This window comes from Nocardioides caeni, from assembly GCF_004912195.1.
Taxonomy (GTDB): Bacteria; Actinomycetota; Actinomycetes; order Propionibacteriales; family Nocardioidaceae; genus Nocardioides; species Nocardioides caeni.
On sequence record NZ_STGW01000001.1, the window covers coordinates 370,786 to 397,496 of the forward strand.

At 72.1% G+C, this 26,711-nt stretch carries 24 protein-coding genes and 1 tRNA gene; 13 read left to right on the plus strand and 12 right to left on the minus strand.

The window, feature by feature from the left end:
• The first annotated feature begins 3 nt into the window (after window positions 1-3).
• Entirely contained in the window at window positions 4-249 is a 246-nt protein-coding gene (locus E9934_RS01850) for a hypothetical protein (protein WP_136561111.1), read from the plus strand.
• Between the two features lie 45 nt (window positions 250-294).
• Here E9934_RS01850 and E9934_RS01855 read toward each other — a convergent pair whose 3' ends face one another.
• From E9934_RS01855 to E9934_RS01865, 3 genes are read right to left on the minus strand one after another with little or no spacing between them, the layout of a single operon-like run.
• Complete coding sequence (locus E9934_RS01855) at window positions 295-912, minus strand: acetoacetate decarboxylase family protein (protein ID WP_136561112.1); 618 nt, start codon at window positions 910-912, stop codon at window positions 295-297.
• On the minus strand, window positions 909-1,595 hold the full coding sequence (locus E9934_RS01860; protein WP_136561113.1) for a hypothetical protein: 687 nt from the start codon (window positions 1,593-1,595) through the stop codon (window positions 909-911). Before E9934_RS01860 ends, E9934_RS01855 begins: the two co-directional genes overlap by 4 nt.
• Before the next feature lie 30 nt (window positions 1,596-1,625).
• The gene (locus tag E9934_RS01865) at window positions 1,626-2,270 is read right to left on the minus strand and encodes a TetR/AcrR family transcriptional regulator (RefSeq protein WP_202977158.1); all 645 of its coding nucleotides are present in this window, start codon (window positions 2,268-2,270) and stop codon (window positions 1,626-1,628) included.
• Window positions 2,271-2,349: 79 nt separating this feature from the next.
• On the opposite strand from E9934_RS01865, the gene E9934_RS01870 reads away from it, so the two are divergent.
• The gene (locus E9934_RS01870) at window positions 2,350-4,545 is read left to right on the plus strand and encodes an MMPL family transporter (protein ID WP_136561115.1); all 2,196 of its coding nucleotides are present in this window, start codon (window positions 2,350-2,352) and stop codon (window positions 4,543-4,545) included.
• On the opposite strand, the gene E9934_RS19815 is transcribed toward E9934_RS01870, so the two are convergent.
• Both E9934_RS19815 and E9934_RS01875 read right to left on the minus strand, forming a co-directional pair.
• Window positions 4,508-4,684 (minus strand): DUF6104 family protein, encoded by a 177-nt coding sequence (locus E9934_RS19815; protein WP_162851525.1) that lies wholly within the window; start codon window positions 4,682-4,684, stop codon window positions 4,508-4,510. The two genes, E9934_RS01870 and E9934_RS19815, sit on opposite strands and share 38 nt — an antisense overlap.
• A 12-nt stretch (window positions 4,685-4,696) precedes the next feature.
• On the minus strand, window positions 4,697-8,422 hold the full coding sequence (locus E9934_RS01875; RefSeq protein WP_238694692.1) for a multifunctional oxoglutarate decarboxylase/oxoglutarate dehydrogenase thiamine pyrophosphate-binding subunit/dihydrolipoyllysine-residue succinyltransferase subunit: 3,726 nt from the start codon (window positions 8,420-8,422) through the stop codon (window positions 4,697-4,699).
• A 157-nt stretch (window positions 8,423-8,579) separates the two neighbouring features.
• Between E9934_RS01875 and E9934_RS01880 the strand changes: the two genes are divergently transcribed.
• Together E9934_RS01880 and E9934_RS01885 are read left to right on the plus strand one after the other, a co-directional pair.
• A complete protein-coding gene (locus E9934_RS01880; RefSeq protein ID WP_136561117.1) occupies window positions 8,580-9,176 on the plus strand; it encodes a hypothetical protein in 597 nt (198 codons plus the stop codon).
• Between the two features lies 1 nt (window position 9,177).
• Entirely contained in the window at window positions 9,178-10,086 is a 909-nt protein-coding gene (locus E9934_RS01885) for an LCP family protein (RefSeq protein WP_136561481.1), read from the plus strand.
• 10 nt (window positions 10,087-10,096) lie between these two features.
• Here the strand turns inward: E9934_RS01885 and rnhA are convergent, their stop codons facing one another.
• The 5 genes from rnhA to E9934_RS01910 all read right to left on the minus strand — a co-directional run bounded on the left by rnhA (window position 10,097) and on the right by E9934_RS01910 (window position 13,804).
• Entirely contained in the window at window positions 10,097-10,525 is a 429-nt protein-coding gene (gene rnhA, locus E9934_RS01890) for a ribonuclease HI (RefSeq protein ID WP_238694693.1), read from the minus strand.
• 17 nt (window positions 10,526-10,542) lie between these two features.
• Window positions 10,543-11,754 (minus strand): formate-dependent phosphoribosylglycinamide formyltransferase, encoded by a 1,212-nt coding sequence (purT, locus tag E9934_RS01895; RefSeq protein WP_136561119.1) that lies wholly within the window; start codon window positions 11,752-11,754, stop codon window positions 10,543-10,545.
• 43 nt (window positions 11,755-11,797) lie between these two features.
• Window positions 11,798-12,511, minus strand: a complete 714-nt coding sequence (locus E9934_RS01900; RefSeq protein WP_136561120.1) for a M23 family metallopeptidase — start codon at window positions 12,509-12,511, stop codon at window positions 11,798-11,800.
• Window positions 12,504-13,679 carry a hypothetical protein gene (locus E9934_RS01905; RefSeq protein WP_136561121.1) on the minus strand — a complete coding sequence of 392 codons (1,176 nt, stop codon included), beginning with the start codon at window positions 13,677-13,679 and terminating at the stop codon, window positions 12,504-12,506. Before E9934_RS01905 ends, E9934_RS01900 begins: the two co-directional genes overlap by 8 nt.
• Before the next feature lie 52 nt (window positions 13,680-13,731).
• Window positions 13,732-13,804: transfer RNA gene (locus E9934_RS01910), tRNA-Arg, on the minus strand.
• 98 nt (window positions 13,805-13,902) lie between these two features.
• Here E9934_RS01910 and argS point away from each other — a divergent pair.
• Window positions 13,903-15,591: an arginine--tRNA ligase gene (argS, locus tag E9934_RS01915; protein ID WP_136561122.1), complete on the plus strand. Its 1,689-nt coding sequence runs from the start codon at window positions 13,903-13,905 to the stop codon at window positions 15,589-15,591.
• Entirely contained in the window at window positions 15,591-16,979 is a 1,389-nt protein-coding gene (lysA, locus tag E9934_RS01920) for a diaminopimelate decarboxylase (protein WP_136561123.1), read from the plus strand. The genes argS and lysA overlap by 1 nt, the downstream gene beginning before the upstream one ends.
• A gap of 13 nt (window positions 16,980-16,992) precedes the next feature.
• On the opposite strand, the gene soxR is transcribed toward lysA, so the two are convergent.
• Window positions 16,993-17,457: a redox-sensitive transcriptional activator SoxR gene (soxR, locus tag E9934_RS01925; protein ID WP_136561124.1), complete on the minus strand. Its 465-nt coding sequence runs from the start codon at window positions 17,455-17,457 to the stop codon at window positions 16,993-16,995.
• Window positions 17,458-17,494: 37 nt separating this feature from the next.
• On the opposite strand from soxR, the gene E9934_RS01930 reads away from it, so the two are divergent.
• Window positions 17,495-17,785: a zinc-binding dehydrogenase gene (locus E9934_RS01930; RefSeq protein WP_136561125.1), complete on the plus strand. Its 291-nt coding sequence runs from the start codon at window positions 17,495-17,497 to the stop codon at window positions 17,783-17,785.
• 428 nt (window positions 17,786-18,213) lie between these two features.
• On the opposite strand, the gene E9934_RS01935 is transcribed toward E9934_RS01930, so the two are convergent.
• Window positions 18,214-18,681, minus strand: a complete 468-nt coding sequence (locus tag E9934_RS01935) for a nucleotide exchange factor GrpE (RefSeq protein WP_136561126.1) — start codon at window positions 18,679-18,681, stop codon at window positions 18,214-18,216.
• 23 nt (window positions 18,682-18,704) lie between these two features.
• On the opposite strand from E9934_RS01935, the gene E9934_RS01940 reads away from it, so the two are divergent.
• The 6 genes from E9934_RS01940 to E9934_RS20120 form a co-directional block, all read left to right on the plus strand.
• Window positions 18,705-20,408, plus strand: a complete 1,704-nt coding sequence (locus E9934_RS01940) for an Hsp70 family protein (RefSeq protein ID WP_136561127.1) — start codon at window positions 18,705-18,707, stop codon at window positions 20,406-20,408.
• A 5-nt stretch (window positions 20,409-20,413) separates the two neighbouring features.
• Complete coding sequence (locus tag E9934_RS19460) at window positions 20,414-22,483, plus strand: fibronectin type III domain-containing protein (protein ID WP_158294895.1); 2,070 nt, start codon at window positions 20,414-20,416, stop codon at window positions 22,481-22,483.
• 134 nt (window positions 22,484-22,617) lie between these two features.
• Window positions 22,618-23,925 (plus strand): homoserine dehydrogenase, encoded by a 1,308-nt coding sequence (locus E9934_RS01945; RefSeq protein ID WP_202977159.1) that lies wholly within the window; start codon window positions 22,618-22,620, stop codon window positions 23,923-23,925.
• Window positions 23,922-24,995: a threonine synthase gene (gene thrC, locus E9934_RS01950; RefSeq protein ID WP_136561128.1), complete on the plus strand. Its 1,074-nt coding sequence runs from the start codon at window positions 23,922-23,924 to the stop codon at window positions 24,993-24,995. The genes E9934_RS01945 and thrC overlap by 4 nt, the downstream gene beginning before the upstream one ends.
• Before the next feature lie 13 nt (window positions 24,996-25,008).
• The gene (gene thrB, locus E9934_RS01955) at window positions 25,009-25,950 is read left to right on the plus strand and encodes a homoserine kinase (protein WP_136561129.1); all 942 of its coding nucleotides are present in this window, start codon (window positions 25,009-25,011) and stop codon (window positions 25,948-25,950) included.
• A gap of 197 nt (window positions 25,951-26,147) precedes the next feature.
• On the plus strand, window positions 26,148-26,711 hold a 564-nt coding region (locus E9934_RS20120; RefSeq protein ID WP_238694694.1), incomplete at its 3' end, for a Rho termination factor N-terminal domain-containing protein.

Sequence of the window (26,711 nt, forward strand, 5' to 3'; positions counted from 1 at the left end):
GGCATGAGTGGACGTGACGAGCTGAGCAGGGCCGAGATCGCCAAGGACGCCATGCAGGCGGGCGCCGAGGCGGCTGCGAGCACGGTCGGCGAGGTGGCGAGCATCGTCACCAAGGCCGTCGGTGACGTCGCGGCCGCCGTCGGCGGCTTCGCGACCGAGATCTTCGAGATCCGGGACTCCTCGCGACGTGCCCTCGCCGAGCACACCGGCGCCCCGGAGGTCGAGGAGCCCGGCGACACCGTCGACTGACGTCGGGCAGACCGCCGAGTGACCGGAGTCGGGGCCGGATCCGGGTCAGTCGAAGGCGAGCCGGAAGTCGAGCATGCGGAAAGAGCCCAGCTGACGTGCTTTCCGCAGGAAGGCGAGCGGGCCGTCCGCGGCGAAGTCCCACCGGCCACGGCAGGGCAGGGCGCGGGCGTTGCCCTTCATCGTCACGTCGGCGATGTCGGGGTGCTCGGCGATGCCGGGCTGCTCGACGAGTCCGGTGAACGGCACCCGCACGGCGGCCCGGGAGACATCGGTGAAGTGCGCCTCGACGATCGGCCGCCGCTCGATGGACGCGGTCCAGTCGGTGGAGGTCACCGGACCGCGATAGCTGCTCTCGCGGTCGAAGTCGCACAGCTCCTTGGGGATCGCCCACAGCTCGCGGCCGCCGGCCATCGAGTCGGCCGAGTCGACCCAGATGTCGGTGATCGTGACGGCGCCCTTGCCGGCGCGGTTGGTCGTGGTCCGGGCGACGAGGAGCTCGTGATAGGTCAGCGGACTCGGGTCCTCGTAGGACACCAGCGCGACGCCGTACGACCCGGCCGGGTGACGGTCGTCGGCCGCCTCCCGCAGGCGGAAGGCGCTCAGCCAGAGCGAGCCATGCATCCGCCAGGGCGCCGGGGGATAGGTGGGAGGCTGCTCGGTCATCGCTCGTCCTCCGTGGTCGAGTCCTCGTCGAGGAGCAGGTGCGCGGTGTGCTCGAGCTCGGCCTCCATGGCCGCCGGCAGGGAGTCGGTGAGCTCGGCGGCGATGGGGCTCTCGGCGCGCGGCGCCAGACTGGCGGCTGCGCGCTCGATCGCCGCGGCGACGTCGATGATCGTCGCGTCCTGGACGTAGGGCTGCTCGAGCTCGCGTGCGACGTACTTCGCGACGAAGCGCCGCAGCTCGCCCTCGACCCCGGCAGCGCGGCTGGTCAGCGAGGCCAGCAGGCCCTGGGCGCGAAGGTCGCAGGTCACCTGGGCCGGCGTCGGCGCCGCGACCTCGAGCACGATGGCCAGGTCGGTGCGGCCGTGCGCGGTGATGACGAGCGGCACGACGATGTCGGCCTCGAAGCGCTGGCGGTCCATCGCGAGGTCGAGGAGGAACTCCAGCGCCACGGGCAGGTCGATGTGGAAGACGAGCGGGTCGGCGCCCGAGCGCTCGCCGGTCGCCGTGCCGATGTGTCCGCGGGCCTTGACCTTCGCGACGCGGCCGGGGCCGACGCCGAGGGGGCCGACCTCGATGGGGCGTCCCGCCAGGACGTTGACGCCGGCCACCACCCGCTCGGCCGTCACGGCGGCGGCGAAGAACCGCTCGCCCCACGCGGCGTAGTCGATGAGTTCGTCGTTCACGCCTCGGAGCCTAGTGCTCCCGGAGGCGACTCAACCTCGCGCGCGCCCCTCGGGGCCGGTGGCCAGGCCGCGGACGGTGAGGGCGAGGGTCTGGTCGATGGCCCGGTCGCGGTCGGCCTCGGAGATGCCCTTGAGTGGCCCGTCGATCAGCAGCAGGGCCAGCCCGTGCACGGCCGACCACGGTCCGGCCTCGGCTCCCGGACGGTGCTCCGCGTCGAGCCAGCCCACCTCGACCAGTTCGTCGAGGATCGTGCCGAGCAGGGCATAGGGTCCGGGATCCTCCTCGGGCATTCCGTCCGGCTCGGCCTGGTTGAGGCGCCCACCGAAGCAGACCGAGAAGATGCCGGGCTCGGCGAGCGCGAAGCCGAGATAGCCGCGTCCGGTCGATTCCAGGCGGGCGAGGGCGCGGTCGACCGGATCGCCGTCCTCGGGTACGGCACCGAGGTAGCCCGCCATCGCCGCGACCATGCCGTCCATCGCGAGGTCCCGAGCGGCATGGGCCAGCTCCGCCTGGTTCTCGAAGTGCCGGTAGGCGGCCGTGGGCGTCACGCCGACCTCGCGGGCGGCGCCGCGGATCGTGATCGCCTCGGGGCCGCCGGTGGCGGCGAGGGAGGCGGCAGCGCGGACGAGGGCATTGCGCAGGTCACCGTGGTGGTAGCTGGTCCGCGTGGTCACGGCTACATGTTGACACCCGACCACATCCATGCCAAGTTAACGCCAGTAAAGTTAATGGGCGTAAACATGGAGGGACCGCATGTACCGCTGGATCGGAGAAGTCGTCACCCGACGGGCACGTCTCGTGCTCGCCCTCGGGGTCCTGGCCGTCGTCATCGCCGGTGTGGTGGGTGTCGGGGCGTTCGGCAAGCTGCAGACGGACGGCTTCGACGACCCCGACTCCGACAGCAGTCGTGCCGCCGCCCTGCTCGACGAGCGGTTTCCCGGCGGCGCGGACTACGTGTTCGTGATCGCTGCCGGTGACGGTGACGTTGACTCGCCACTCAGCTCGAATGCGGGGGCCGAGCTCACCGCACAGTTGCGGGCCGACCCGATGCTCACCGACGTGGTCTCCTACTTCGACACCCGCGCCGGACCGATGCGCTCCACCGACGGCGCCCATGCCCTGGTGACCGCCTCGATCGCCCCCGACCAGGACGCCGACCCGGCCGCCGTCCTCGAGCGGTACGACGGCACGACCGCCGCCGGCGACGCGCTCACCGTGCGGATCGGCGGGGGCGAGGTGGTCGGTGAGGAGATCGGCGGCCAGATCGGCCGCGACCTCGCCCTCGCCGAGAGCATCGCCATCCCGCTGATCCTCGTCCTGCTCGTCCTCGCCTTCGGCAACGTGGTCGGCGCGCTGATCACCCTCGCCGTGGGGCTGGCGGCGATCCTCGGCACCTTCGCCGAGCTGTCGATTCTGGGGTCCGCGACCGACGTGTCGATCTATGCGGTCAACCTCACGTCCGGTCTCGGGCTCGGCCTCGCGGTCGACTACGGACTGCTGATGGTCGCCCGGGTGCGCGAGGAGCGCGCCGCCGGCCGCGACCACGTCGGCGCGGTCCGCCGGGCCGTCGAGACCGCGGGCCGCACGATCGGCTTCAGCGCCGCGACGGTCGCGGTCGCGTTGGCCGCTCTGCTCGTCTTCCCGATGTACTTCCTGCGCTCCTTCGCCTATGCCGGCATCGGCGTCATGCTGATCACGGCCTTCAGCGCGATCGTGCTGCTCCCGGCCGGCCTCACCCTGCTGGGTGACCGCGTCGACGCCTGGCGGGTGCCGCGCATCCGCGGGATCCGGGGCGAGGAGGCGCCGACCTGGGCCCGCCTTGCCCGCTTCGTGACGCGTCGCCCGCTCCTCGCCGCCCTTCCCGTGGTCGCCGGGCTGGCCGTGATGACGGTGCCGCTCGCCGGCATCGAGTTCGGAACCCCCGACGACCGGGTGCTCCCCACCTCGGCCTCGAGCCGCCAGGCGGGCGACGTGCTCCGGGAGGACTTTGCGGGCGACGGCACCCACCCCATCCAGGTGGTCACGGGCTCGGCCGTGGCGGACGAGCCGCTGGCGTCGTACGCAGGGAGGCTGTCGGAGCTCGACGACGTCGTCCGGGTCGACACCCGCCTCGGCAGCTACGTCGATGGCGCGCTCGACTCGTCCGTCCCGGTGGCCGGCCGTCAGGGGCAGGACGCCGACCTGCTGTCGGTGGTCAGCGACCTCGACCCGCACTCCGCCGCCGCGCGGCAGCTCGTCGAGGACGTCCGCGACGAGACGGCCCCGGAGGGGAGCGCCACGCTGGTCGGCGGCGCCTCCGCGCAGCTGCACGACCAGATGTCCGGCATCGGTCAACGGCTTCCGCTGGTCGCGCTGTGGCTCGTCCTCACCACCGTGGTGATCCTGTTCCTCTTCACCGGCAGCATCGTCCAGCCGCTGCGGGCACTGGTGCTCAACGCCCTCGGGCTGGCAGCGACCCTCGGCGCGATGGTCTGGGTGTTCCAGGAGGGACACCTGGCCGGCGTCCTCGGGTTCACCCCGCTGCCGATGGACAGCTCGATGATGGTGCTGCTCTTCTGCGTCGCCTTCGGCCTGTCGATGGACTACGAGGTCTTCGTCCTCGGGCGCATCAAGGAGATGAGGGACCGGGGGCTGCGCGGGGAGGAGGCCGTGGTGCACGGGCTGGCGCACACCGGCCGCATCGTCAGCACCGCTGCTGCCCTGATCGCGATCAGCTTCTTCGCCTTCTGCGTCAGCTCGGTGAGCTTCATCCAGTTCTTCGGCCTCGGCACCGGGCTCGCGATCCTGATCGACGCCACGCTGATCCGCGGCGTGTTGCTGCCGGCCGGCATCCGGCTGCTGGGCGAGGTCGCGTGGTGGGCGCCCCGACCGCTGCGCGCGTTGCACCGACGGGTCGGGCTGGCAGAGGCCGCTAGTCCTCCGGATCGTCCAGCCGTGCCAGCCAGGTAGCGAGCCGCTCGACGGCCACCTCGAACTCGGGGTGGCCGTCGACGAACTCGCTGAGCCGGTCGGCGAGCCACGCCAGGGTGACCTCCTCCTCGCCCCGGCGACGCTCGAGCTCCTCGATGCCGCGGTCAGTGAAGTACACGAGCGCCCGCGATCAGGAGAACGCCTTCTCGATGAGGACCTTGGCCTCCTCGAGGTGGCGCTTCGCCGTGCCGACGGCGGTGGTCGACGAGGCGGCCCGCGTCACGGGCTCGATCTCGCGGCCGAGCTGAGGCACCACGTTGAGGTGGTACGACGGCCACGGGCCCTGGTTGTAGGGCTCGTCCTGGACCCAGCGGACCTTCGCGTTCGGGTACTTCGAGAGCTCGGCCTGCAGCTCCTCGACCGGCCACGGATAGAGCTGTTCGACGCGGACGATCGCCACGTCGTCGCGGTTGCTCTTGGTGCGCTCGACGACGAGGTCCCAGGTGAGCCGGCCGGACACGAGCAGCACCGTCGACACCTTCGCGGGGTCCACCGTGTCGTCGCCGACGATGGGCCGGAAGGTGCCCGAGGTGAAGTCGGCCGGCTGCGAGGCCGCCTCCTTGCGCTTGAGCATCGACTTCGGGGTGAACACGATGAGCGGCAGGTGCTCCTCACCGAGCGAGTGGCGCCGCAGCAGGTGGAAGTACGACGCCGGGGTGGACGGCTGTGCGACGACCATCGCGTCGTCGGCGCACAGGGTCAGGAACCGCTCGATGCGCGCGGACGAGTGGTCGGCGCCCTGGCCCTCGTAGCCGTGGGGGAGCAGCAGCACGACGCCGGAGTCCTGGCCCCACTTGGTCTTGCCGGCGGAGATGTATTCGTCGATGACGGACTGGGCGCCGTTGACGAAGTCGCCGAACTGGGCCTCCCACAGCACGAGGGCGTCCGGACGGGCCACCGAGTAGCCGTACTCGAAGCCGAGCGCGGCGTACTCCGAGAGCAGGCTGTCGTAGACGAAGAACTTCGCCTGGTCCTCGGTGAGGTTGGCCAGCGGCGTCCACTCGTCGGCGTTGACGCGGTCGATCAGGGTCGCGAAGCGCTGCACGAACGTGCCGCGGCGCGAGTCCTGGCCCGCGAGGCGCACCGGACGGCCGTCCATCAGCAGGGCGCCGAAGGCGAGGATCTCGCCGGTGCCCCAGTCGATCGGACCGTCGGTGATCGCGGCAGCGCGTCGCTGCAGCTGCGGCATCACCTTCGGGTGCACCGTGAAGCCGTCGGGCGGCGTCACGTAGGCGTCGGAGATCCGCTTGAGGACCTCGACCGAGATCGCGGTCTGGGTGTCGCCGACCGTCTTGTCCGGGTAGTCCGGCACGGTCGTCCACTCCGACGGCGCCGCCGTGGCCTCACGCACCTCGGTGAAGACCCGCTCCAGCTGCTGCTGGTAGTCGCGCAGGACCTGCTCGGCCTCCTCGATCGTGATGTCGCCACGGCCGATGAGCGACTCGGTGTAGAGCTTGCGCACCGAGCGCTTCTGCTCGATGAGGTCGTACATCAGCGGCTGCGTGTACGACGGGTCGTCGCCCTCGTTGTGACCGCGACGGCGGTAGCAGACGAGGTCGATGACGACGTCGCTCTTGAAGGTCTGGCGGTACTCGAAGGCCAGCCGCGCGACGCGGATGCAGGCCTCCGGGTCGTCGCCGTTGACGTGGAAGATCGGCGCCTGGACCATCCGCGCGACATCGGTGCAGTAGAGCGTCGAGCGCGACGAGCCGGGGGAGGTGGTGAACCCGACCTGGTTGTTGATGACGACGTGGATCGTGCCGCCGGTGCGGTAGCCGCGCAGCTGCGAGAGGTTCAGCGTCTCGGCGACCACGCCCTGGCCGGCGAAGGCAGCGTCACCGTGCAGGAGCATCGGCAGCACCGGGAACTCCTCGCCGCGGTTGAGCACGTCCTGCTTGGCGCGGGCGATGCCCTCGAGCACCGGGTCGACCGTCTCCAGGTGGGACGGGTTCGCGGCGACCGAGACCGCGATGGTCTCGCCCGTCCCCGCGACGAACTCGCCCTCGGCGCCGAGGTGATACTTCACGTCGCCGGAGCCCTGCACGGTGCGCGGGTCGATGTTGCCCTCGAACTCGCGGAAGATCTGGTTGTAGGACTTGCCGACGATGTTGGCGAGCACGTTGAGCCGGCCACGGTGGGCCATGCCGATCGCGACCTCGTCGAGACCCGCCTGGGCGGCGGCCTCCGCGATCTCGTCGACGACCGGGATGGTGGTCTCGCCGCCCTCGAGGCTGAACCGCTTCTGGCCGACGAACTTGGTCTGCAGGAAGGTCTCGAACGCCTCGGCCTGGTTGAGCTTCAGCAGGATCCGCAGCTGCTCCTCGCGGGGCGGCTTGGAGTGCGGCTGCTCGACGCGCTCCTGGATCCAGCGGCGCTGCTCCGGATCCATGATGTGCATGTACTCGATGCCGGTGGTGCGGCAGTAGGAGTCGCGCAGGATGCCGAGGATGTGGCGCAGCTTCATGAAGCGCCGGTCGCCGCCGCCGAAGGAGCCGGTCGGGAACTCGCGGTCGAGGTCCCACAGGGTCAGGCCGTGGGACTCGATGCGCAGGTCGGGGTGGCTGCGCTGGCGGTACTCGAGCGGGTCGGTGTCGGCCATCAGGTGACCGCGCACCCGGTAGGCGTGGATCAGCTCGAGGATCCGGGCCTGCTTGTCGATCTCGTCGTCGTGGGACGTCGCGATGTCGGCGTTCCAGCGGATCGGCTCGTAGGGGATCCGCAGCGCGCGGAAGATCTCGTCGTAGAAGCCGTCCTGGCCGAGGAGGTACTTGTGGACCTGGCCGAGGAACTCACCCGACTGCGCGCCCTGGATGACGCGGTGGTCGTAGGTCGAGGTCATCGTCATGATCCGGGAGATCGCATTGCGGGAGATGGTCTCCTCAGACGCTCCCTGGAACTCCGGCGGGTAGTCCATCGACCCGACGCCGATGATCGCGGCCTGACCCTGCATGAGCCGCGGCACGGAGTTGTTGGTGCCGAGTCCGCCGACGTTGGTCAGGCTGACGGTCGTCCCGGAGTAGTCCTCCATCGTCAGCTTGTTGTCCTTGGCCTTGCGCACGATCTCCTCGTACGCCGTCCAGAACTGCGCGAAGTCCATCGACTCGCAGGCCTTGATGGACGGGGCCACGAGCTGGCGGCTGCCGTCCTTCTTGACCTGGTCGATGGCGAGGCCGAGGTTGATGTGGGCCGGCGTGACCATGGTCGGCTTGCCATCGATCTCGTCGTAGGTGTTGTTCATCGCCGGCAGCGTCTTGATCGCCTTGATGATCGCGTAGCCGATGAGGTGGGTGAATGACACCTTGCCGCCGCGGGCGCGCTTGAGGTGGCTGTTGATGACGATCCGGTTGTCCCAGAGCAGCTTGACCGGGATGTTGCGGACCGAGGTCGCGGTCGGCACGGACAGCGAGATGTCCATGTTCTTGGCGGTGGCCGCCGGGATGCCACGCAGCACGGTGAGGGTCGGCTCGTCGTTGGCGGCGACCGGCTCGGGGCGCGGAGCGTCCTTGGGGGTGGGCTTGGCGTCGTCCTTCGGCGGCGTCGGCGTCGTCGTCGAGGCGGGGCTCACCTGCGGCGCAGGCGTGGCCTTGGGAGCGGGCGTGCTCCTTGCCGCGGCGGGGGCAGCCGGAGCGGACGCGGGGGCAGCCGGAGCGGCGGCCGCGGGAGCTGCCGGAGCGGCGGCCGACGAGGAGGTCGCTCCGTTGGACGTCGACGTGCCCTTGAAGTAGGCAGCCCAGGCCGGATCGACGCTGGACGGGTCCGCCTCGAACCGCTCCTTCATCTCCTCGACGAGCCATTCATTGGCTCCGAACCCGTCGGGGACGGGGGATCCGGTGGACTGGTCTGACGACTGCGTCACGACGTGCTTCGCCTCTTCCGATGAGCTGGACCCGCCCGCCGCCGATAGCGCGCGGTGTCGGTTGACAAGGCTAGTCCCATGCCGAAGCAAATGCCGCCCCTCGGACATCCTTTGGGGCAGGGTGTTGCGCAATCGACATGCCGGAGGGGATCGGACCGTGAACCAGCACCACCGAGCGCGACGTCAGGGCTCCGCCAGGAGAGCCGCCACAGCCCTCGTGACGGCGCTCGTCCTGGCTGTCGGACTCGCCGGCTGTTCCGGCGGTGACGGAGGCGATGACGACGCCGGGCCGGGCGGCAGCGACGCGAGTGCCCAGGACGCCCAGGTCCCCACCAGTGCGCGGATCGGGGTCGTGACCGGCCGGCTCGGCGCCGCTCGCAAGAAGGCCGTCCTCACCAAGGTGACCGAGGTCGTGGAGGGCTGGTGGGACGCTGCCTACAGCGCCGAGAGCTCGAGCGACGACGTCGACGCGGCGTTCGGCGACTTCACCCAGGACGCCCGCCGTCTCGCGCGTCGCCAGCTCGGCGTGATGGGCAACGCCGACGGCGAGGACGTGGGGGAGATCACGCAGAAGGTCGTCAAGGTCGACGTCCTCGCGCCTGACGGAGTGGTCTCCGGGGCCACGGCGCGGTTCCGACTCCTCCTCGACGAGGGCGACAGCGCTGAGCGGATCACCGGCCGGCTGGCCCTGACGCCGAGCAAGCAGGGGTGGAAGGTCTTCGCCTTCGACGTACGACGGGGAGTGGGTGGCTGACATGGACGGCACGAAGCGGATCGTGAGGACCGCGCTGCTGGGCCTGCTGCTGGGACTGCTCGTCCTCGTGGTGCCCGACAGCACGCCGGCCCGGGGCGAGTTCACCCTCGTCAAGATCGACCGTGCGTCAGGCGGCGACGTCGACCCGGACGTCGTGTGGATCCTCGCGGTCGGCACCGACGCCCGACCGGGCGACGACCCGTTGCGGACCCGGGCCGACGCGCTGCAGATGGTCGGGATCGACACCCGCACCGGCGCCGCGACGGCGATCGGCATCCCGCGCGACAGCTACGTCCCGATCCCCGGTCACGGCTCCGACCGCGTCAATGCGGCGATGTACTACGGCGGCCCGCAGCTGCTGGGGGAGACGGTCGGCAACCTGCTCGGCGTCCACCCCGACTACGTGATGGTCGCCGGCTTCGGCGGCCTGGCCCGCCTCATCAGCGGGATCGGCGGCATCACCGTCGACAATCCGCGTGCCTTCGCCGACTCCGACCTGCACCCGCAGGGCTGGCGGGCCGGACGGATCCGCATCAACGGGATGAAGGCCGTCGAGTTCGCCCGGGTCCGCAAGGCGCTGCCGCGCGGTGACTTCGACCGCTCGGCCAACCAGCAACTGGTCCTGCGGGGCATCCAGCAGAAGGTGGCGGCGAAGGCCGCGACGCCGGGCTTCCTCGAGTCCGGCGTGCTCAGCCTGCTGCGCAACCTCAAGACCAAAGACGTCGCGCCGACCGAGCTGTTCCGTCTGGCCCAGGCCGTCGCCGACGTCGATCCCCGCAAGATCACCAGCTGCGTGCTCCAGGGCAGCGGCGCCACGGTGGGAGGCGCCAGCGTGGTCCTGCCCAACACCGGCGACGCCCGCCGCTACGGCAACGACGCCCGCCACGACGCCACGATCTCGCGCTGCTGACGGCGGCTGGTCAGCCGCGGGCCTCCCGTGCGCCGAGCCCGGCGAGCTCGTCGGCCCGCTCGTTGCCCGGGTCGCCGGCGTGACCCTTGACCCAGTGCCACTCGACGTCGTGCTCCGTGGCCGCGGCGTCGAGGCGCTGCCAGAGGTCGACGTTCTTGACGGGCTGCTTGGCGGCGGTGCGCCAGCCGTTGGCCTTCCACTTCACGACCCACGACAGGATCCCGTTGCGGACATAGCTGCTGTCGGTGTGCAGGTCGACGGCCGAGCGTCGGGTGAGCGACTCGAGGGCCTGGATCGCCGCCATCAGCTCCATGCGGTTGTTGGTCGTGTCCGGCTCGCCGCCGTGGAGCTCCTTGACGTGGTCGCCGTAGCGGAGCACGGCACCCCAGCCGCCCGGGCCGGGGTTGCCCAGGCAGGCACCGTCGGTGTGGATGGTCACCCGTCCCTCGGACGTGCTCACTGCTCGACCACGTGCAGCTCCGCGGCCGCGCCGCGGGCTGCGGAGCGGGCTGCGTCGACGTCGGCGCCCAACGCCAGCGCGACGGCCATCCGCCGACGTCCGGAGACGGCGGGCTTGCCGAAGAGACGTACGGCGGTGTCCGGGCCGGCCAACGCCGCGGCCACCCCTCCGATCCGGGGCGCCTCGATGTCGCCCTCGAAGAGGACCGCGCAGGATGCCGCGGCTCCTCGGGCGCGGATGGCCGGGATCGGGAGGCCGAGCACGGCGCGCACGTGCAGGGCGAACTCGGACAGGTCCTGGGAGACCAGCGTGACCAGGCCGGTGTCGTGCGGCCGGGGGGAGAGCTCGGAGAAGATGACCTCGTCGCCGCGGATGAAGAGCTCGACGCCGAACAGGCCGCGGCCGCGCTCCCCGCACAGGTCGGCCACGACCGCGGCCGCCATCTCCTGGGCGCGGGCGAGGACCACATCGGTGAGCGGCTGCGGCTGCCAGGACTCGCGGTAGTCGCCGTCGACCTGGGTGTGCCCGATCGGCGCGCAGAACGAGATGACGTCGGGCCCGCCACCGACGGCGGCATGTTTGACGGTCAGCAGGGTGATCTCGAAGTCGAAGTCGACGAAGCCCTCGACGATCACCCGGCCTGCGCCGGCGCGGCCCCCAGCCTGGGCGTACTCCCACGACGTCCGCACGTCCGCAGCGGTCCGGACGACCGACTGTCCCTTGCCGGAGGAGGACATCACCGGCTTGACGACGCAGGGCGTCCCGACCGCGGCGACCGCCGCCTCGAAGTCCTCGAAGGTGTCGGCGAAGCGATAGGGGGAGGTGGCCAGGCCGAGTTCCTCGGCGGCGAGGCGCCGGATCCCCTCACGGTCCATCGTCAGCCAGGCCGCGCGCGCCGTCGGGATGACGGTGAGGCCCTCTGCCTCCAGCTCGACCAGGGTCGGCGTGTGGATCGCCTCGATCTCCGGGACGACCAGGTGGGGCTGCTCCTGCTCGATCACGCCGCGCACTGCCGCCGGGTCGAGCATGTCGATCACGTGACTGCGGTGGGCGACCTGCATCGCCGGCGCGTCGGCGTAGCGGTCGACCGCGATCGTCTCGACCCCGAGACGCTGGAGCTCGATCGCGACCTCCTTGCCGAGCTCGCCCGAGCCGAGCAGGAGGACGCGAGTGGCGCCGGGGGAGAGCGGAGTCCCGATGATCGTCACGGGCGAAACTGTAGGAGACCGGCCGGCGCCCCCGGTGGCCGCGTCAGCGTGCCCTCAACTGCAGCCACGGGGCGGGGTCGACGGCGGAGTCGACGCTGCCGCCGGCCGAGCGGACCTCGAAGTGGAGGTGGCAGCCGTCCGGAGCACCGGAGTCGGAGGCGGACGCGATGGGCTCGCCGGCCGTCAGCCGGTCTCCGGGGCGGACCAGCACGTCCGAGGCGTGGCCGATGAGGACGTCGTGCGTGCCGGTGCCGTCGACGACCCGGATCCGGAATGGCGCCTCGCCGTAGGCAGGCCCCGGGGAGCCGGGTTCGCTCGGATCGAGGACGACTCCCGGGAGTCCGGCGTACAAACGGGTGCCGCAGGTCATGGCCACGTCGATGCCGTGGTGGAACCCCTGGCTGTCGGGACAGCGCAGGTCGGGGGAGTACCAAGGTGCGGGGTTGCACCCGAAGCCGATCATGATCCGGTGTGCTCCTTGGAACCACGGGGAGCGGTGCCAGCGGGCGTCGTCGCTGAAGAACTGCCAGCGGGGATCCGGCCGCACCTCGCTCGGAGGAGCAGCAGGCGTCGGCTGGTCGGAGATGTCGTCCTCGGACACGGTCGGCGTGGAGCGCGGGACCGTGGAGCTGGTGGTGCGTGCGTCGGGAGAGCCCGGCGGTCGGGCATCGACGGGCCCGTCCGGTGACGACGGGGCGCACGCGGTCAGCAGCAGTACGCCGGCCGCGGCCAGCGCCGGGAGACGCCGGTCAGGCACCGGCGCGGTCCAGGAGGCCGGAGACCAGCTGCGCCTCGCCGTTGCTCTGCTTGGTGCCGGTGTAGTCGAAGGACAGCCGAGTGCCGCTGCGGTGCACCCGGACCTGCCCGTTCGCGATGCAGGGACCGCTGAGGATCTCCTCACGCAGCTGCTGACCGTCGACCTGGCTGGAGAGCAGGGTGAGACGGCCGACGCAGACCTGGTCGCCGAGGTCGTAGGTGGTGGTGCCGACCCGGTCGCCGACCCGACCGTCGGTCAACGTCAGGAGGAGCTCGATGACCTCGGTGCCGCGCTCGTCGACCTGCGTGATCGTCCCTGTCCAGGTGCCCGTCACGCCGCCAGGATCCGCGCCCGCTGTGCCTGAGGGGGTTCCGGAGGCGGCCGCGTGGGGCCGTGACGACGGTGAGGGCGAGGACGCGGCTCCGCTCGTCTCGTTGGCGCCTTCCGTCGACGGCGGCGAGATCTCGTCGCTCGCAACGCTGCTCCGCCTGTCACCGGCGCGGTTCGAGTCGTCCGCGCCGGACGTGAGCAGCAGCGCCACCCCGACACCGGCGGCAATGGCGAGGGCGATGAGCGCCACCACGGCCAGCGGAGCTCGCCACCGTCCGGGCGACGTGGCCAGCGGTGCGACGGGGTGCGCTGGCGGGGGCGGCGAACTCATCCGTGTCGCCTGCACGGTGGGCAGCAGGGGCGGTCCTGCGGGCGCCGGTGCCGGTGGCGGTGGCGGTGGCGGAGGCGGAGGCAGGTGAACGGTGGGCAGGATCGCCGTGGGCTCGGGCGGCGACGACGTGGGCGTGGGCGGTCGGGGGCACGCGCGCAACAGGCCGTCGTCGACGACGCCCGCGGCGTACCCGAGGACCGCGCAGGTCCAGTGCGCGGCGTCGAGGTCCAGTCCGCCGCGCTCCCTGATGAGTCCCTCGGAGGCCGACCGAAGGGCGGCGGGCGGGGTTGCTCCGTGCTCAGTCAGCCGCACGAGGGTCGCCAGCGCGCCGAGGCGCACGCCGTCGACCAGCAGGTTCGCATCGCCCGCAGTGAAGGAGTCGTCCTCGGCGAAGTAGTCGTCGAGCGCGCCGCGCAGGGTCGTGGCGTCGTGGAGGACGTCGACACCGTGGTCGAGGACCATCTGGCGCAGTGCGAGGTGCAGCTCCACGTTGCGATCTCCGCTCATCACGTCGAGCTCGGCGTAGGCCGGGCTTTGTCGCGGGTCAACCGAGACGGAGCGCCTCCGGCAGGATTCGAACCTGCGACACCTGGTACCGGAAACCAGTGCTCTATCCCCTGAGCTACGGAGGCATGCGCGGTCTGGGCGGTGCCAGGCTGCGACGCGTTGCCGAACACTACCGGCCGATATCGGTGCGAGTGAAACCGGTGCCCGCCGATAGGCTTGCGCGGTGACTCCTGCGCAGCTCTCGACCGCCATCGTCGGCGCCCTGACGTCCCTCGTGGACGAGGGCGCACTCACCCTCCCGGACGGCGTTCCGGCCGAGGTGACGGTCGAGCGTCCCCGCCAGAAGGGCCACGGCGACTACGCCACCAACGTCGCGCTCCAGCTGGCCAAGAAGGCCGGCACCAACCCGCGCGCGCTGGGCGAGCTGCTGGCCGCCCGGCTGACGGGCGCCGACGGGATCGCCGCGGTGGAGCTCGCGGGACCGGGCTTCCTCAACATCAGGGTCGAGGCGGGCGCGCAGGGTCAGGTCGCCGCCGACATCGTCACTGCCGGGGCGGCCTACGGCTGCAGCGAGACGCTGGCCGGCGAGAGGATCAACGTCGAGTTCATCTCCGCCAACCCGACCGGCCCGCTCCACCTGGGCCACACCCGCTGGGCGGTGCTCGGCGACGCGATCGGTCGGGTGCTCGCGGCGGCGGGGGCGGACGTGACTCGGGAGTTCTACATCAACGACCGCGGCGTCCAGATGAACCACTTCGCCGACTCGATCATCGCCTCGGCCCTGGGGGAGCCCAAGCCCGAGGACGGCTACGCCGGCGCCTACATCGACGACCTCGCGAAGGCCGTCGAGGTGGCCAGCCCCGGCATCTTCCAGCTCGAGGGCGACGAGCGGCGTGCCGCCGTACGGGCCAAGGGCTACGAGCTGCAGCTCAAGGAACAGCAGGACCAGCTCGACGGGTTCAACACCCACTTCGACGTCTGGTCCTCCGAGCTCTCCCTGCACGAGTCGGGCTCGGTCCCCGACACCCTGCAGCGGCTCAAGGACCTCGGCCACGTCTATGAGGACGGTGGCGCGCTGTGGATGCGCACGACCGACTTCGGCGACGACAAGGACCGGGTGCTCATCAAGTCCGACGGCGAGCTGACCTACTTCGCCTCCGACACCGCCTACTACCTCGACAAGAGGGCCCGCGGCTTCGACAACTGCATCTACCTGCTCGGCGCCGACCATCACGGCTACGTCGGCCGGCTCCGGGCGATGGCGGCATGCGTCGGCGACGACCCCGACAAGACGCTCGACGTGATGATCGGGCAGCTGGTGAAGATCCTGCGCGACGGCGAGGAGCTCAAGCTCTCCAAGCGGGCCGGCACGATCGTCACGCTCAACGAGCTGGCGGAGGAGATCGGCGTCGACGCGCTGCGCTACTCCCTGGCGCGTTATCCCGCGGACTCGCCGCTCGTCCTCGACGTCGCCGAGATCACCAAGCAGTCCAACGACAACCCGGTCTACTACGTGCAGTACGCCCACGCGCGCACCTGCCGGATGATCGAGAACGCCCGCGACCTCGGCATGGCCTCGACAGGCTCGACCGACGATCTCCTCGACACCTTCGACCCCGGTCTGCTCGACCACGAGCGCGACGGCGAGCTGCTGCGCGCGCTGGCGGAGTACCCCCGCGTCGTCGCAAGTGCCGCCGAGCTGAGGGAGCCGCACCGGATCGCCCGCTACCTCGAGGACACCGCCTCGACGTTCAACAAGTGGTACGACACCAAGGAGTGCCGCATGCTCCCGCAGGGCGACGAGCCGGTCACGGCCACCAACCTCGCCCGCCTGGTCCTCGTGGTCGCGACCCGGACCGTCGTGGCCAACGGCCTCGACCTGCTCGGCGTCTCGGCGCCGGAGCGCATGTGATGGCCGGCCGCGTCCCGCCGGGCGACTACGCCGGCTCCTCCCCGCACTGGCTCCGTGAGCCCGCCGACGTCAACGCGCTCGTCCCCGCGCTCTGGTCGAGCACCGCGACGAAGGACGCCGAGGGGGTGCTGCGCATCGGTGGTCTCGCGGTCCCCGACCTGGTGGCCGACGTGAACACCCCGGCGTACGTCCTGGACGAGGACGACTTCCGCGCGAGGGCGCGTGCGTTCCGCGATGCCTTCGAGGGCGTCGACGTCTACTACGCGGGCAAGTCGTTCCTGTGCACGACCGTCGCCCGCTGGATCGCCGAGGAGGGACTGTTCCTCGACGTGTGCTCCGACGGCGAGCTCACCGTGGCGCTGCGCGGGGGAGTCGAGGCCGAGCGGATCGGCTACCACGGCAACAACAAGACGCCGATGGAGCTGCGCCGCGCGATCGCCCTCGGCGTCGGACGGATCGTGGTCGACTCGTTCCACGAGATCGAGCGGGTGGCTGCGATCGCTGCCGAGACCGGAATGCCGGCCCGGGTGATGGTTCGCGTCACCGCCGGCGTCGAGGCCCACACCCACGAGTTCATCGCGACGGCCCACGAGGACCAGAAGTTCGGCTTCTCGATCTCCTCCGGCGATGCCTTCGAGGCCGCCCGACGGGTGATCGCCGCGGACGGGGTCGAGCTGCTCGGTCTGCACTCGCACATCGGCAGCCAGATCTTCGACACCGCCGGCTTCGAGGTCGCCGCCCGGAGGGTGCTGGCGCTGCACGCGCGGATCGCCGCGGAGCTCGGCGTCGTTCCGCCCGAGATGGACCTCGGTGGTGGCTTCGGCATCGCCTACACCAGCCAGGACGACCCCCAGCCGGCCGCCGAGCTGGCCGCGGGCATGCGCGAGATCGTGGTGCACGAGTGCCGTGGGCTCGGCATCGAGACGCCGCGCATCTCGATCGAGCCCGGTCGGGCGATCGTCGGGCCGACCATGTGCACCGTCTACACCGTCGGCACGGTCAAGCAGGTCCAGCTCGACGCGGGTGCCGTGCGCACCTACGTCAGCGTCGACGGCGGGATGAGCGACAACATCCGCCCGGCCCTCTACGACGCCGACTACTCCTGCACCCTCGCCTCCCGCGCCTCGTCGGCCGTCCCGGTGCTCGCCCGGGTCGTCGGCAAGCACTGCGAGTCCGGCGACATCGTGGTCAAGGACGAGTTCCTGCCCGGTGACATCGCTCCCGGCGACCTGATCGCGGTGCCCGGTACCGGCGCCTACGGCCGCTCGATGGCCTCCAACTACAACCACGCCCTCCGCCCGCCGGTGGTCGCGGTCAAGGACGGGGTCGCGCGCGTCATCGTGCGGCGCGAGACCGTGGACGACCTGCTCGCCACCGACCTGGGCTGAGGTCCGGCGCCGCTCAGGATCGCCCGAGCAGGCGGACCGGCCCGTTGCCGTACTGCCTCAGCTCGTCGCCCGGGTTGGTCAGCTGACACGACCTGAGTGACAGGCAACCGCAGCCGATGCAGTCGTCGAGGGTGTCGCGCAACTGCTCCAGGCGGGCGATCTGGTCGTCGAGTCGACTCCGCCAGCTGCGGGACAGCCGCGACCAGTCGGCCTTCGTCGGGGTGCGGCCGGTGGGCAGCGTCGCGAGCGCCTCCCGGATCTCGACCAGCGGCAGGCCGACACCCTGCGAGGCGCGGATGAACGCGATCCGCCGCAGCACGTCGCGGTGGTAGCGGCGCTGGTTGCCCGTCGTACGCACACAGCCGATGAGGCCCTCACGCTCGTAGAAGTGAAGGGCGGACACGGCGACACCGGCCCGCCGCGACACCTCGCCGGGCGTCAGGTCGTGGGCGCGGATCTCGCGGTTGACGTCGCTCATTTGACCTCAACGATACTTGAGGTTGTCGGATTCAGGCATGCGCGCGATCCGTCACCACGCCTTCGGTCCACCCGACGTCCTGCAGGTCGAGGAGCTTCCCGACCCCGACCGCGCGGTCGTCGACGTGCTCGGAGCGCCGATCATGAGCCGGCTCGCCGAGTTCGAGCGCGCCGCCCTCGCCGCGGCCGCCGACGGCTCCCGAACGCCCTACGTCGGCACCACCTTCCCACTGGCCGAGGCGGCGTCGGCCCACCGTGCGCTCGAGGAGGGCAGGTCCGTCGGCAAGGTGGTGCTGCTGGTCGGGTCGGTCAGCGGGCTCGCCCGGTGACGACGACGCTCGACGCCGCGGTGACCTCGCCGTGGCGCGGTGGCCACGGACGGACCACCGTCGGGGTCTTCTCGCTCGCGTTCCTCTTCGCCTTCGAGGCGCTGGCCGTCGCGACCGTGATGCCCGACGTGGCCGAATACCTGGACGGCCTGCGCTGGTATGCCGTCGCCTTCGCCGCCCCGCTCGCCGCATCCGTGGTCGCGCTGGCGACGGCCGGGGCCGAGATCGACCGGCGTGGCCCCGCGCCCGCCCTGCGCCGGGGCCTCCTGGTCTTCTGCGGCGGGGTCGTCCTCGCCGGGCTCGCACCCTCGATGCCCCTGTTCGTGCTCGGCCGACTGGTCCATGGCTACGGCGGCGGCGTCCTCGGTGTGTCCTGGCTGCGGCAGGCGTCGCGATGGTCGCCCTGCTGCCCGCCTCGCGCCTGCGTGTCAGCCCGCCGTGAGCCGTCGTACGACGACCCGGGCCGGGCGCACGGAGCGGCCGACCTCGGTCAGCACCAGCCCGGGCTCCAGCACCCGCGCGACCGTGCGGTCGTGGTCGGCGACGTCGGTGTCCTCGATCTCGGCGGCCTCCATCGTGAGCGCGTCGAACGCGTCCCCGTCGACGGGCATCACCAGGCGCCCGCCGCGGCCCTCGACCAGCCGCTGCAGGCCGCCGGCCATCGCGGTGAAGGCCTCCCGCTCGCGGCGCGAGCGGGCCGAGGCGGCGCAGGCGGACGCGTCGCGGTGCAGCGCCAGCAGGTCGACGAGCAGCGGGACGTCCGCGCCGGCCCGTGCGCGGGCGGCGGCCGCCCGGGAGTCGTCGACCAGGCGGTCGAGCGTGGCGCCCTGACGGGAGACGATCCGGCCGAGATCGGACACGGCGTCGACAAGGTCCTGGAGCGAGGGGTCAGCCACGTCCCCGAGGGTAGTCTCGCGCCGTGCCCGTTCACGGAATCGATCTCGGAACGACCTGTTCGGCAGTCGCGCGCGCGGACCGCGACGGCCGGCCGGAGGTCCTCATCGGGTTGACGGGGGAGCCGACCGTGCCGTCGGTCGTCCTGTTCGCCTCCGCCAACGAGCACGTCGTGGGGGAGGGCGCCCGGCGTCAGGCGCGCCTCGACCCCGACCACGTCTGCGCGCTGGTCAAGCGCCGGATGGGCGACTCGGACTGGCGCTTCATGGCCCACGGCAAGGGCTGGTCGGCGGCGGCCGTGTCGTCGCTGATCCTCAAGTCGCTGTGCGAGGACGCCGCCTTCGGCTCCGGTGAGCAGGTGACCTCCGCGGTGATCACCGTGCCGGCGTACTTCGGCGACGAGGAGCGGCGGGCCACGATCCTCGCCGGCACCTATGCCGGTCTCGACGTCGTCGACGTGCTCTCCGAGCCGATCGCCGCCGCCTTCTCCTACGGCTTCGGCCGTCTCGACGGTGGGCCCGGGAGCTTCAGCCTGACCAAGGACGGCGCTGGTGCGGGCTACGAGACGGTGCTCGTCTATGACCTCGGTGGCGGCACGTTCGACGCAACGGTGATCGAGCTGGCCGACCGCCGGATCTCCGTGCTGGCCGTCGACGGCGACCACCAGCTCGGCGGCGCGGACTGGGACGAGCGGATCTGCCTGCACCTGGCCCGCCGCTTCTGTGCCGACAACCCCGACGCCGAGGACCCGCTCGACGACTCGGCCGGGTCGCAGGCCCTCGTCATCGCGGCCGAGCGGGCGAAGCGGGAGCTGTCCGACCGGGAGTCGACCGAGGTCGTCGTCGCCCACGACGGGGCCCGGTCGACGGTCACGCTGACCCGCGCCGAGCTCGAGGACATGACCTCCGCGTTGCTGCGCCACACCATCGACCTCACCCGCTCCTGCCTGGAGGCGGCGAGCAAGCGCGGCGTCGGCCAGGTCAGCCGGGTGCTGATGGTCGGCGGGTCCTCGCGGATGCCGATGGTGGCGCGGGCGTTGCGCGCCGAGCTCGGCATCGAGCCCGAGATGCACGACCCCGACCTCGCGGTCGCGAAGGGTGCGGCGCTCTTCGGCGCCAAGAAGGAGCTCGAGCGCATGGTGAGCGCCGACCTCGTCACCCGCGGCCGGCTGCGTGACGGCCAGCCCCTCGACGAGGCCGACGCGGGCGAGCTCGACGCCGCCTGCCGTCGTACGGCGGACGCACTCGGCCTTCCCCTCGCCCAGGTGCGGCGCTCGGTCGAGATCCGGGTCGACACGGTCGTGTCCCGCGGCTTCGGTGTCCTCGCCGCCAACGTGTTCAGCGGCGATCTCGAGGCCGTCTGGCTGGTGCATCGCAACGACCGGCTCCCGATCGACGTGCAGCGCTCCTTCGGCACGATCCGTCGTGACCAGGACCAGATCGAGCTCAAGGTCGTCGAGCAGCAGAGCCAGGTCGCGTCAGCGCGGGTGCAGGACACCAAGCTGCTCATCGCGGGCGCCATCGCCGGCATCCCGCCGGGCTACGACGAGGGCAGCGAGATCCAGGTGACCTTCCGGATGGGGTTCGACGGCGTCCTGACCGTCCACGCCTTCCACGTGGAGGCCGGCCTGCCCCTGACGCTGACCGCGCAGACCGGTGCGACCCTCTCGCAGGCCGAGGTCGCCCGCGAGCGCGAGCAGCTGCAGCGCACCCGGCGGCGCGAGGGCTGAGTGCCGTGGCAACCCAGCGTCCGACCTTCGACGGCAACGACTACCGCAAGCGGGTCCTCGCCGCGATCCACCGCCGGGGCGGGCCGGAGAACTCCGACCCGTTCGAGATCTACGACCTCCCCGTCGACGGGATCGAGCAGTGGTCCGACCACGACGTGGCCGAGCAGGTCGGCGAGGTCTGGGGCTTCTGGCAGCGTCAGCGCGACCACCCGAAATACGGCACGCTCGCCTCCCAGCTGGTCGAGGGGCACGCCGATCGCAGCAGTGAGGTCCTCGACCGGCAGCGTCGGGAGAGCCTCGCGGCGTGGGTGCGCTCCCAGCGCGACGCCCGGGACGCGGACCGCTACGGCCTGCTGGACGAGGCGATCTCGCGGCTCGTGCAACGTCACGGCGGCATCCCGCGCGACAAGATCCCCGGACTGGTCGAGATCGGCGTCCTCGGTGGCCTCACCGAGGACGAGGTCCAGGTCCGGCTGCGGCGCCACCGCTTCGTCGACGTCGCCGCGGCGCCCGTGCCCGCCGCGCCACGTCCCGGCCCGGTCAGCGACCTGCGCCGCCAGCAGGTCAGGGACCTGCTGGACGAGTTCGGACGGCTCCAGGAGTGCCCGCCACCGCCGACCCTGCTGGCCCTCCTCGGGCTCGACCCGCACGCCGACGAGGCCGAGATCGCCATGCGCGCCGAGGTCTGGCGTGCGCGCGCCCGCGAGCTGCCGCCACTGCGGCTCCGGGTCGTCGTCGACGAGCTGATGGTCCATGCCGCCGACCTGCTCGAGTCCGGCCCCATCGTCCGCGACGCCTACCTCGACGCCGTCGTCGCCGACGTCAGGGACCGGCTCCGCCCGAAGATGCGGGCCGCCGTCCTCGTCGAGGACCGCCTGCTCGCGGAGGACCACGACCACCTCGTCGAGGAGGCCATCGACCTCGGGCTCGACCTCGACCGCGCCCGGGGCGCCGTCACGGCCCTCGCCGCCGAGCTCGACGTCCCCGTCGAGGCGGGCCACACCGTGCCGGCGCCGACGCGGCACACCGAGCCCGACCGGGCCTGGGAGCAGGCCCTGCGGGCGGCGCGGGCAGCCCTGCGCGGCGGCGCGCTCATCGAGGCCCGCCGCCTGGTCGCCGTCGCCCGGTCCTCGGCCGACTCCTCGGCCGGCACCCCGATCCGCGCCGTCGCCGACGAGGTCGAGGAGGCCCTGCGGGAGGCTGAGCTGCGCTGGCGAGCAGCGGCGACGGCGCTCGGCGCGCGCCGCTTCAGCGAGGCGCTCGACCACCTCGACCACCTCCACCGCACCGCCAACGACGTCCCCGGACCGGCCGGTGTCGGGGCCCTGTCCGCCGAGATGACCCGTGCCCGTGACGAGATCGCCGAGGCCGACCGCCACGTCGAGCAGGCCCGCGCGGGCGACGACCCCGTGACGGCCCTGCTTGCAGTGATCGAGCGCTGGCCGGCACATCCGAGCGCCCTTGCCGCCCTGGCCACCCACCCGTTGCACCCGCCGGCCCGCGTGCGTGCGGCCCGCGACGCCTCGGGAGCCGTCGTGGTCGAGTGGGACCCGTCGGCGACCCGTGGGGCGTCGTACAAGGTGAGCAGGGTGGCGCCGGACGGATCGCTGCGGGTGGTGGGACGCACCGGCGCGGTGCGGATCGAGGACGGCGGAGCCGCCGGCGGTCCGGTGCCCGACTACGTCGTCGTCGCCGTCCAGCCGGGGCGTACGTCGGAGGAGGCGCGCAGCTCGGCCCTCGCGCCGACGGCCCCGGCAGCGCCCCCGACGGTCCCCGTCCCGGCCGCTGCACCCGTCCCGGCCGCCGAGCCTGTCGCCCCGCTCACGCCCGCCACCGACGTCACCGCTGTCCGCCAGCCCGACGGGGGAGTACTGGTGCGCTGGAGCGGCCCCGACGGCGCCCAGTTCAAGGTGAGCCGCCTGACCGGCGATGGCCGGGCCCAGGTGGTGGGTCGCACCGGGATGCTGAGCATCGAGGACGGCGGTGCGCCCGCGGACGCCGTGCCCGTCTATGTCGTCGAGACCAACCGGGGCGGCCAGTTCGCCCCCGAGGCCCGCTCCGCTCCGGTGGGATAGTCCCTGCCCAAAAGCACCGAGATCCGACCGATTTCGGTGCTTTTGGGCAGGGACTACCGCACCGGGACGCCTGCAGGTGTCCGCCGAGGACCGTCGGGGGCGGGGTGGCCCGGTCACGCCGATAGTCTTGTCCGGTGGTCACTCCATCGCTGAAGGTCGCCGTGCTCGGCTGCGGTTCGGTCGGTTCGCAGGTCGTGCGCCTCCTCGGTGAGCAGGCCGACGACCTCGCCGCGCGGGTCGGCGCCCCTGTCGAGCTCGCCGGTGTCGCCGTACGACGCCTCGACGCCGCCCGCGAGGTCGACGTCCCTACGGAGCTCCTGACGACGGATGCCGCGGCTCTCGTCGCCCGCGACGACATCGATCTCGTCATCGAGGTGATCGGCGGCATCGAGCCGGCCCGTTCGCTCATCCTCGGGGCTCCGGAGGGCGGCGCCTCGGTCGTCACGGCCAACAAGGCGCTCCTGGCCGAGGACGGCCCCACCCTGTTCGAGGCCGCCGAGAAGGCCGGCCGCGACCTCTACTACGAGGCCGCCGTCGCCGGCGCCATCCCGATCCTCCGGCCGCTGCGCGAGTCGCTCGCCGGCGACAAGGTCACCCGGGTGCTCGGCATCGTCAACGGGACCACCAACTTCATCCTCGACAAGATGGACACCTCCGGCGCCGGCTTCGCCGACGCACTGGAGGAGGCTCAGGCCCTCGGCTACGCCGAGGCCGACCCGACCGCCGACGTCGAGGGCTTCGACGCCGCCGCCAAGGCCGCGATCCTCGCCAGCCTCGCCTTCCACTCGCGGGTCACCGCGGCCGACGTCCACCGCGAGGGCATCGCCGATGTCACCGCCGGCGACGTCCGCTCCGCCCGCGACATGGGCAGCGTGGTCAAGCTGCTCGCGATCGCCGAGCTGCGGACCGGCGCCGACGGCGAGGAGGCGGTCAGCGTCCGCGTGCACCCCGCGATGATCCCCAGGTCGCACCCGCTGGCCAGCGTCCGCGAGGCCTACAACGCCGTCTTCGTGGAGTCCGAGGCCGCCGGCCAGCTGATGTTCTACGGACCCGGTGCCGGCGGCTCGCCGACGGCCAGTGCCGTCCTCGGCGACCTGGTCACGGTGGCTCGCAACCACCGTCAGGGCACGCGCGGCATGGGCGAGTCGGCGTACGCCGACCGGGCGGTGCTGCCCATGGGCGAGACCCTGACGCGCTACCACGTCGCGATCGACGTCGCCGACCGTGCGGGCGTGCTCGCCGCGGTCGCCCAGGCCTTCGCCGAGCACGGGGTGTCAATCCAGACCGTCCGCCAGGAGGGTCGGGGCGACGACGCCCAGCTCGTCGTCGTGTCCCACGAAGCCACCGACGCCGCGCTGGCCGCGACCGTCGAGCAACTGCGCAACATGGAGATCGTGCGCGAGGTCACCTCGGTGATGCGCGTCGAGGGGACCGAAGAGTGAGTCAGAACAAGGCCAACGGCCAGTGGCGCGGGGTCATCGAGGAATACCGTGAGCTCCTCGACATCCCCCAGGACACCCCGGCCGTCACCCTGCGCGAGGGCGGCACTCCGCTGGTCCACTCGGGCTGGCTCTCCGGCCTCACCGGTGCCGAGGTGTGGTTGAAGGTCGAGGGCAACAACCCGACCGGCTCCTTCAAGGACCGCGGCATGACGACCGCGCTGTCCGTCGCCGTCCACGAGGGCGCGAAGGCCGTCGTGTGCGCCTCGACCGGCAACACCTCCGCCTCGATGGCGGCCTACGCCGCCAAGGCCGGCGTCACGCCGATCGTGCTGGTGCCCGAGGGCAAGATCTCCGCAGGCAAGATGGCCCAGGCCGTCCTGCACGGCTCACAGGTGATCCAGGTCCGCGGCAACTTCGACGACTGCCTGCGGATGGCCCGCGAGATGGCCTGGCACTATCCCGTCGCGCTGGTCAACTCGGTCAATCCGGCTCGTCTGGAGGGTCAGAAGACGGCGGCGTTCGAGATCGTCGACTTCCTCGGCGATGCGCCGGACTACCACCTGCTGCCGGTCGGCAACGCCGGCAACATCTCGGCCTACTGGCTGGGCTACACGCAGTACGCCGGCCTCGGCCGGGCCACCAAGCGGCCGGTGATGCGCGGCTTCCAGGCCGAGGGGGCGGCGCCGCTCGTGACCGGCGAGCCCTTCCCCGACCCCGAGACCGCGGCCACCGCGATCCGGATCGGCAACCCGGCGTCGTGGAAGCTGGCCGAGGCCGCCCGCGACGAGTCCGGCGGCAGGTTCGCCGCGGTCTCCGACGAGCAGATCCTCGCTGCCCAGAAGCAGCTCGCGGCCCGCGACGGCGTCTTCGTCGAGCCCGCCTCGGCCGCGGGCATCGCCGGCCTGCTGTCCGAGCTCGCTGCGGGCGTCTCCTACCGCGGCGCCACGGTCGCGATCACGGTGACCGGTCATGGCCTGAAGGACATCGCGACGGCCCTCGAGGGGCTGGAGCTGCCCGAGGTCGTCGTCGACGCCGACGTGGACGCCGCCGCCCGCGCGGCCGGCCTCTGACGGCGCACGGGACATGACGTTCGTGGAGGGCCCGGTCCGGGCCAGCGTTCCTGCCACCTCCGCCAACCTCGGCCCCGGCTTCGACACGCTGGGGCTGGCGCTGGACCTGCGTGACGAGCTCGAGGCCGAGATCCTGCCCGACGGCCTGGTCGTCGAGGTCACTGGGGAGGGGGCTGGCGCCGTACCCCTCGACGAGCGGCACCTCGTCGTGCGCTCGATGCGGGCGGCCTTCGACCGCCTCGGCCAGTCGCCGTCCGGCCTGCGCCTGTCGTGCCGCAACGTGATCCCGCATGCGCGGGGCCTGGGCTCCTCGTCCGCCGCGATCGTGGGAGGCGTCTGGCTCGCGCGCGAGCTGGTCGCCGGTGGCCGCCTCCTGCTGGACGACGCAGGCCTGCTCGACCTGGCCGCCACCATCGAGGGACATCCCGACAACGTCGCACCGGCACTGCTGGGCGGGTTCGTGATCGCCGGCCGCGATGACGCCGATGGCACCGGCGGCCCGGACGGCGGCTTCTGGGCGGTCCCGGGGTCGGTCGATCCGCGGGTCAGTGTCGTCGTCTTCGTGCCGCCCACCCCGGTGTCGACCGAGGCGGCGCGTGGCCTGCTGCCGGCTGAGGTTCCCCATGCCGATGCGGCCGCCAACGCCGGTCGTGCGGCATTGCTGGTGGCCGCCCTGTCCGGGCGCCCGGAGGAGTTGCTCCGCGGCACCGAGGACCGGCTGCACCAGGCCTATCGCGAGCCCGCGATGCCCGAGAGCCTCGCGCTGGTGTCCGCGCTGCGCGCCGACGGGGTGCCGGCCGTGGTCTCCGGTGCCGGTCCGACGGTGCTCGCCTTCTCCGACGGCGCCGGTACGACGACCACGACCGCCCTCCTCGACCGCTGCCCCGCGGGGTGGCGGGCCCTGGACCTCGCCGTGAGCGGCGACGGCGCGCGATCTCCAGGCCTCGAGGCCTGACCCTCACCCGAAGTGCGCGGTGGTACATTGGAACCGCGCCGGCATCCTCGGCGTTCTCCGGCGATCGACTGGTCGCCGTCTCCCTCCATGACGGGACCGTCGGGACTCCGCTCGGGTCCGTCATGTCGGGTCAGTCCAACTGCCGCTCCGGCCGGTCCCGGCCGTGCAGCGCGCGTGTATCCGTGGGAAGGGCTCACGTGACCGAAACTCTCGACTCCACCACTGAGGTCGGCGCTGCCGACGCGACCGCCGAGACGGCGCCGAAGAGCGCCAAGAAGCGCTCGGGTGGACTCAACTCCATGCTGCTGGCCGACCTCAAGGCGATGGCGGGCGGCATGGGCATCCCCGGCGCCGGCAGCATGAAGAAGGCAGCGCTGGTCGATGCCATCAAGGCGAGCCAGGCGGGCGGCGGTTCCGCCGCTCCTCGCGCCGAGCGCGCGACGGACCGGGCCGAGCAGCCGGCGAAGGCCGAGCAGCCCAGCAAGGCCGAGCAGCCCAGCAAGGCCGAGCAGCCGAGCAAGGCCGACGAGTCGGGGAGCGTCGACCAGCCGACGGCCTCCGACCAGGCCGACCGGGAGCAGTCGGGCCAGGAGGCTCGCGCCGAGGGTCAGGGCTCGCGCCGCAACCGGACCCGGCAGAAGCAGGGCGGTCAGCAGGGTCAGCAGGGCGGTCAGCAGGGCGGCCAGCAGGGCAAGCAGGACCAGCCGAAGAAGCAGGACCAGGCCCAGGACCAGCCGGTCAAGCAGGACCAGCCGAAGAAG

What these genes read in the sequence shown, in the direction of transcription:
- E9934_RS01855 (WP_136561112.1), bottom strand. Translation starts at nt 912, where the DNA reads ATGACCGAGCAGCCTCCCACCTATCCCCCGGCGCCCTGGCGGATGCAT.
- E9934_RS01885 (WP_136561481.1), top strand. Translation starts at nt 9,178, where the DNA reads ATGGACGGCACGAAGCGGATCGTGAGGACCGCGCTGCTGGGCCTGCTG.
- E9934_RS01870 (WP_136561115.1), top strand. Translation starts at nt 2,350, where the DNA reads ATGTACCGCTGGATCGGAGAAGTCGTCACCCGACGGGCACGTCTCGTG.
- E9934_RS01905 (WP_136561121.1), bottom strand. Translation starts at nt 13,679, where the DNA reads ATGAGCGGAGATCGCAACGTGGAGCTGCACCTCGCACTGCGCCAGATG.
- thrB (WP_136561129.1), top strand. Translation starts at nt 25,009, where the DNA reads ATGACGTTCGTGGAGGGCCCGGTCCGGGCCAGCGTTCCTGCCACCTCC.
- E9934_RS01930 (WP_136561125.1), top strand. Translation starts at nt 17,495, where the DNA reads ATGCGCGCGATCCGTCACCACGCCTTCGGTCCACCCGACGTCCTGCAG.
- lysA (WP_136561123.1), top strand. Translation starts at nt 15,591, where the DNA reads ATGGCCGGCCGCGTCCCGCCGGGCGACTACGCCGGCTCCTCCCCGCAC.
- E9934_RS01850 (WP_136561111.1), top strand. Translation starts at nt 4, where the DNA reads ATGAGTGGACGTGACGAGCTGAGCAGGGCCGAGATCGCCAAGGACGCC.
- soxR (WP_136561124.1), bottom strand. Translation starts at nt 17,457, where the DNA reads ATGAGCGACGTCAACCGCGAGATCCGCGCCCACGACCTGACGCCCGGC.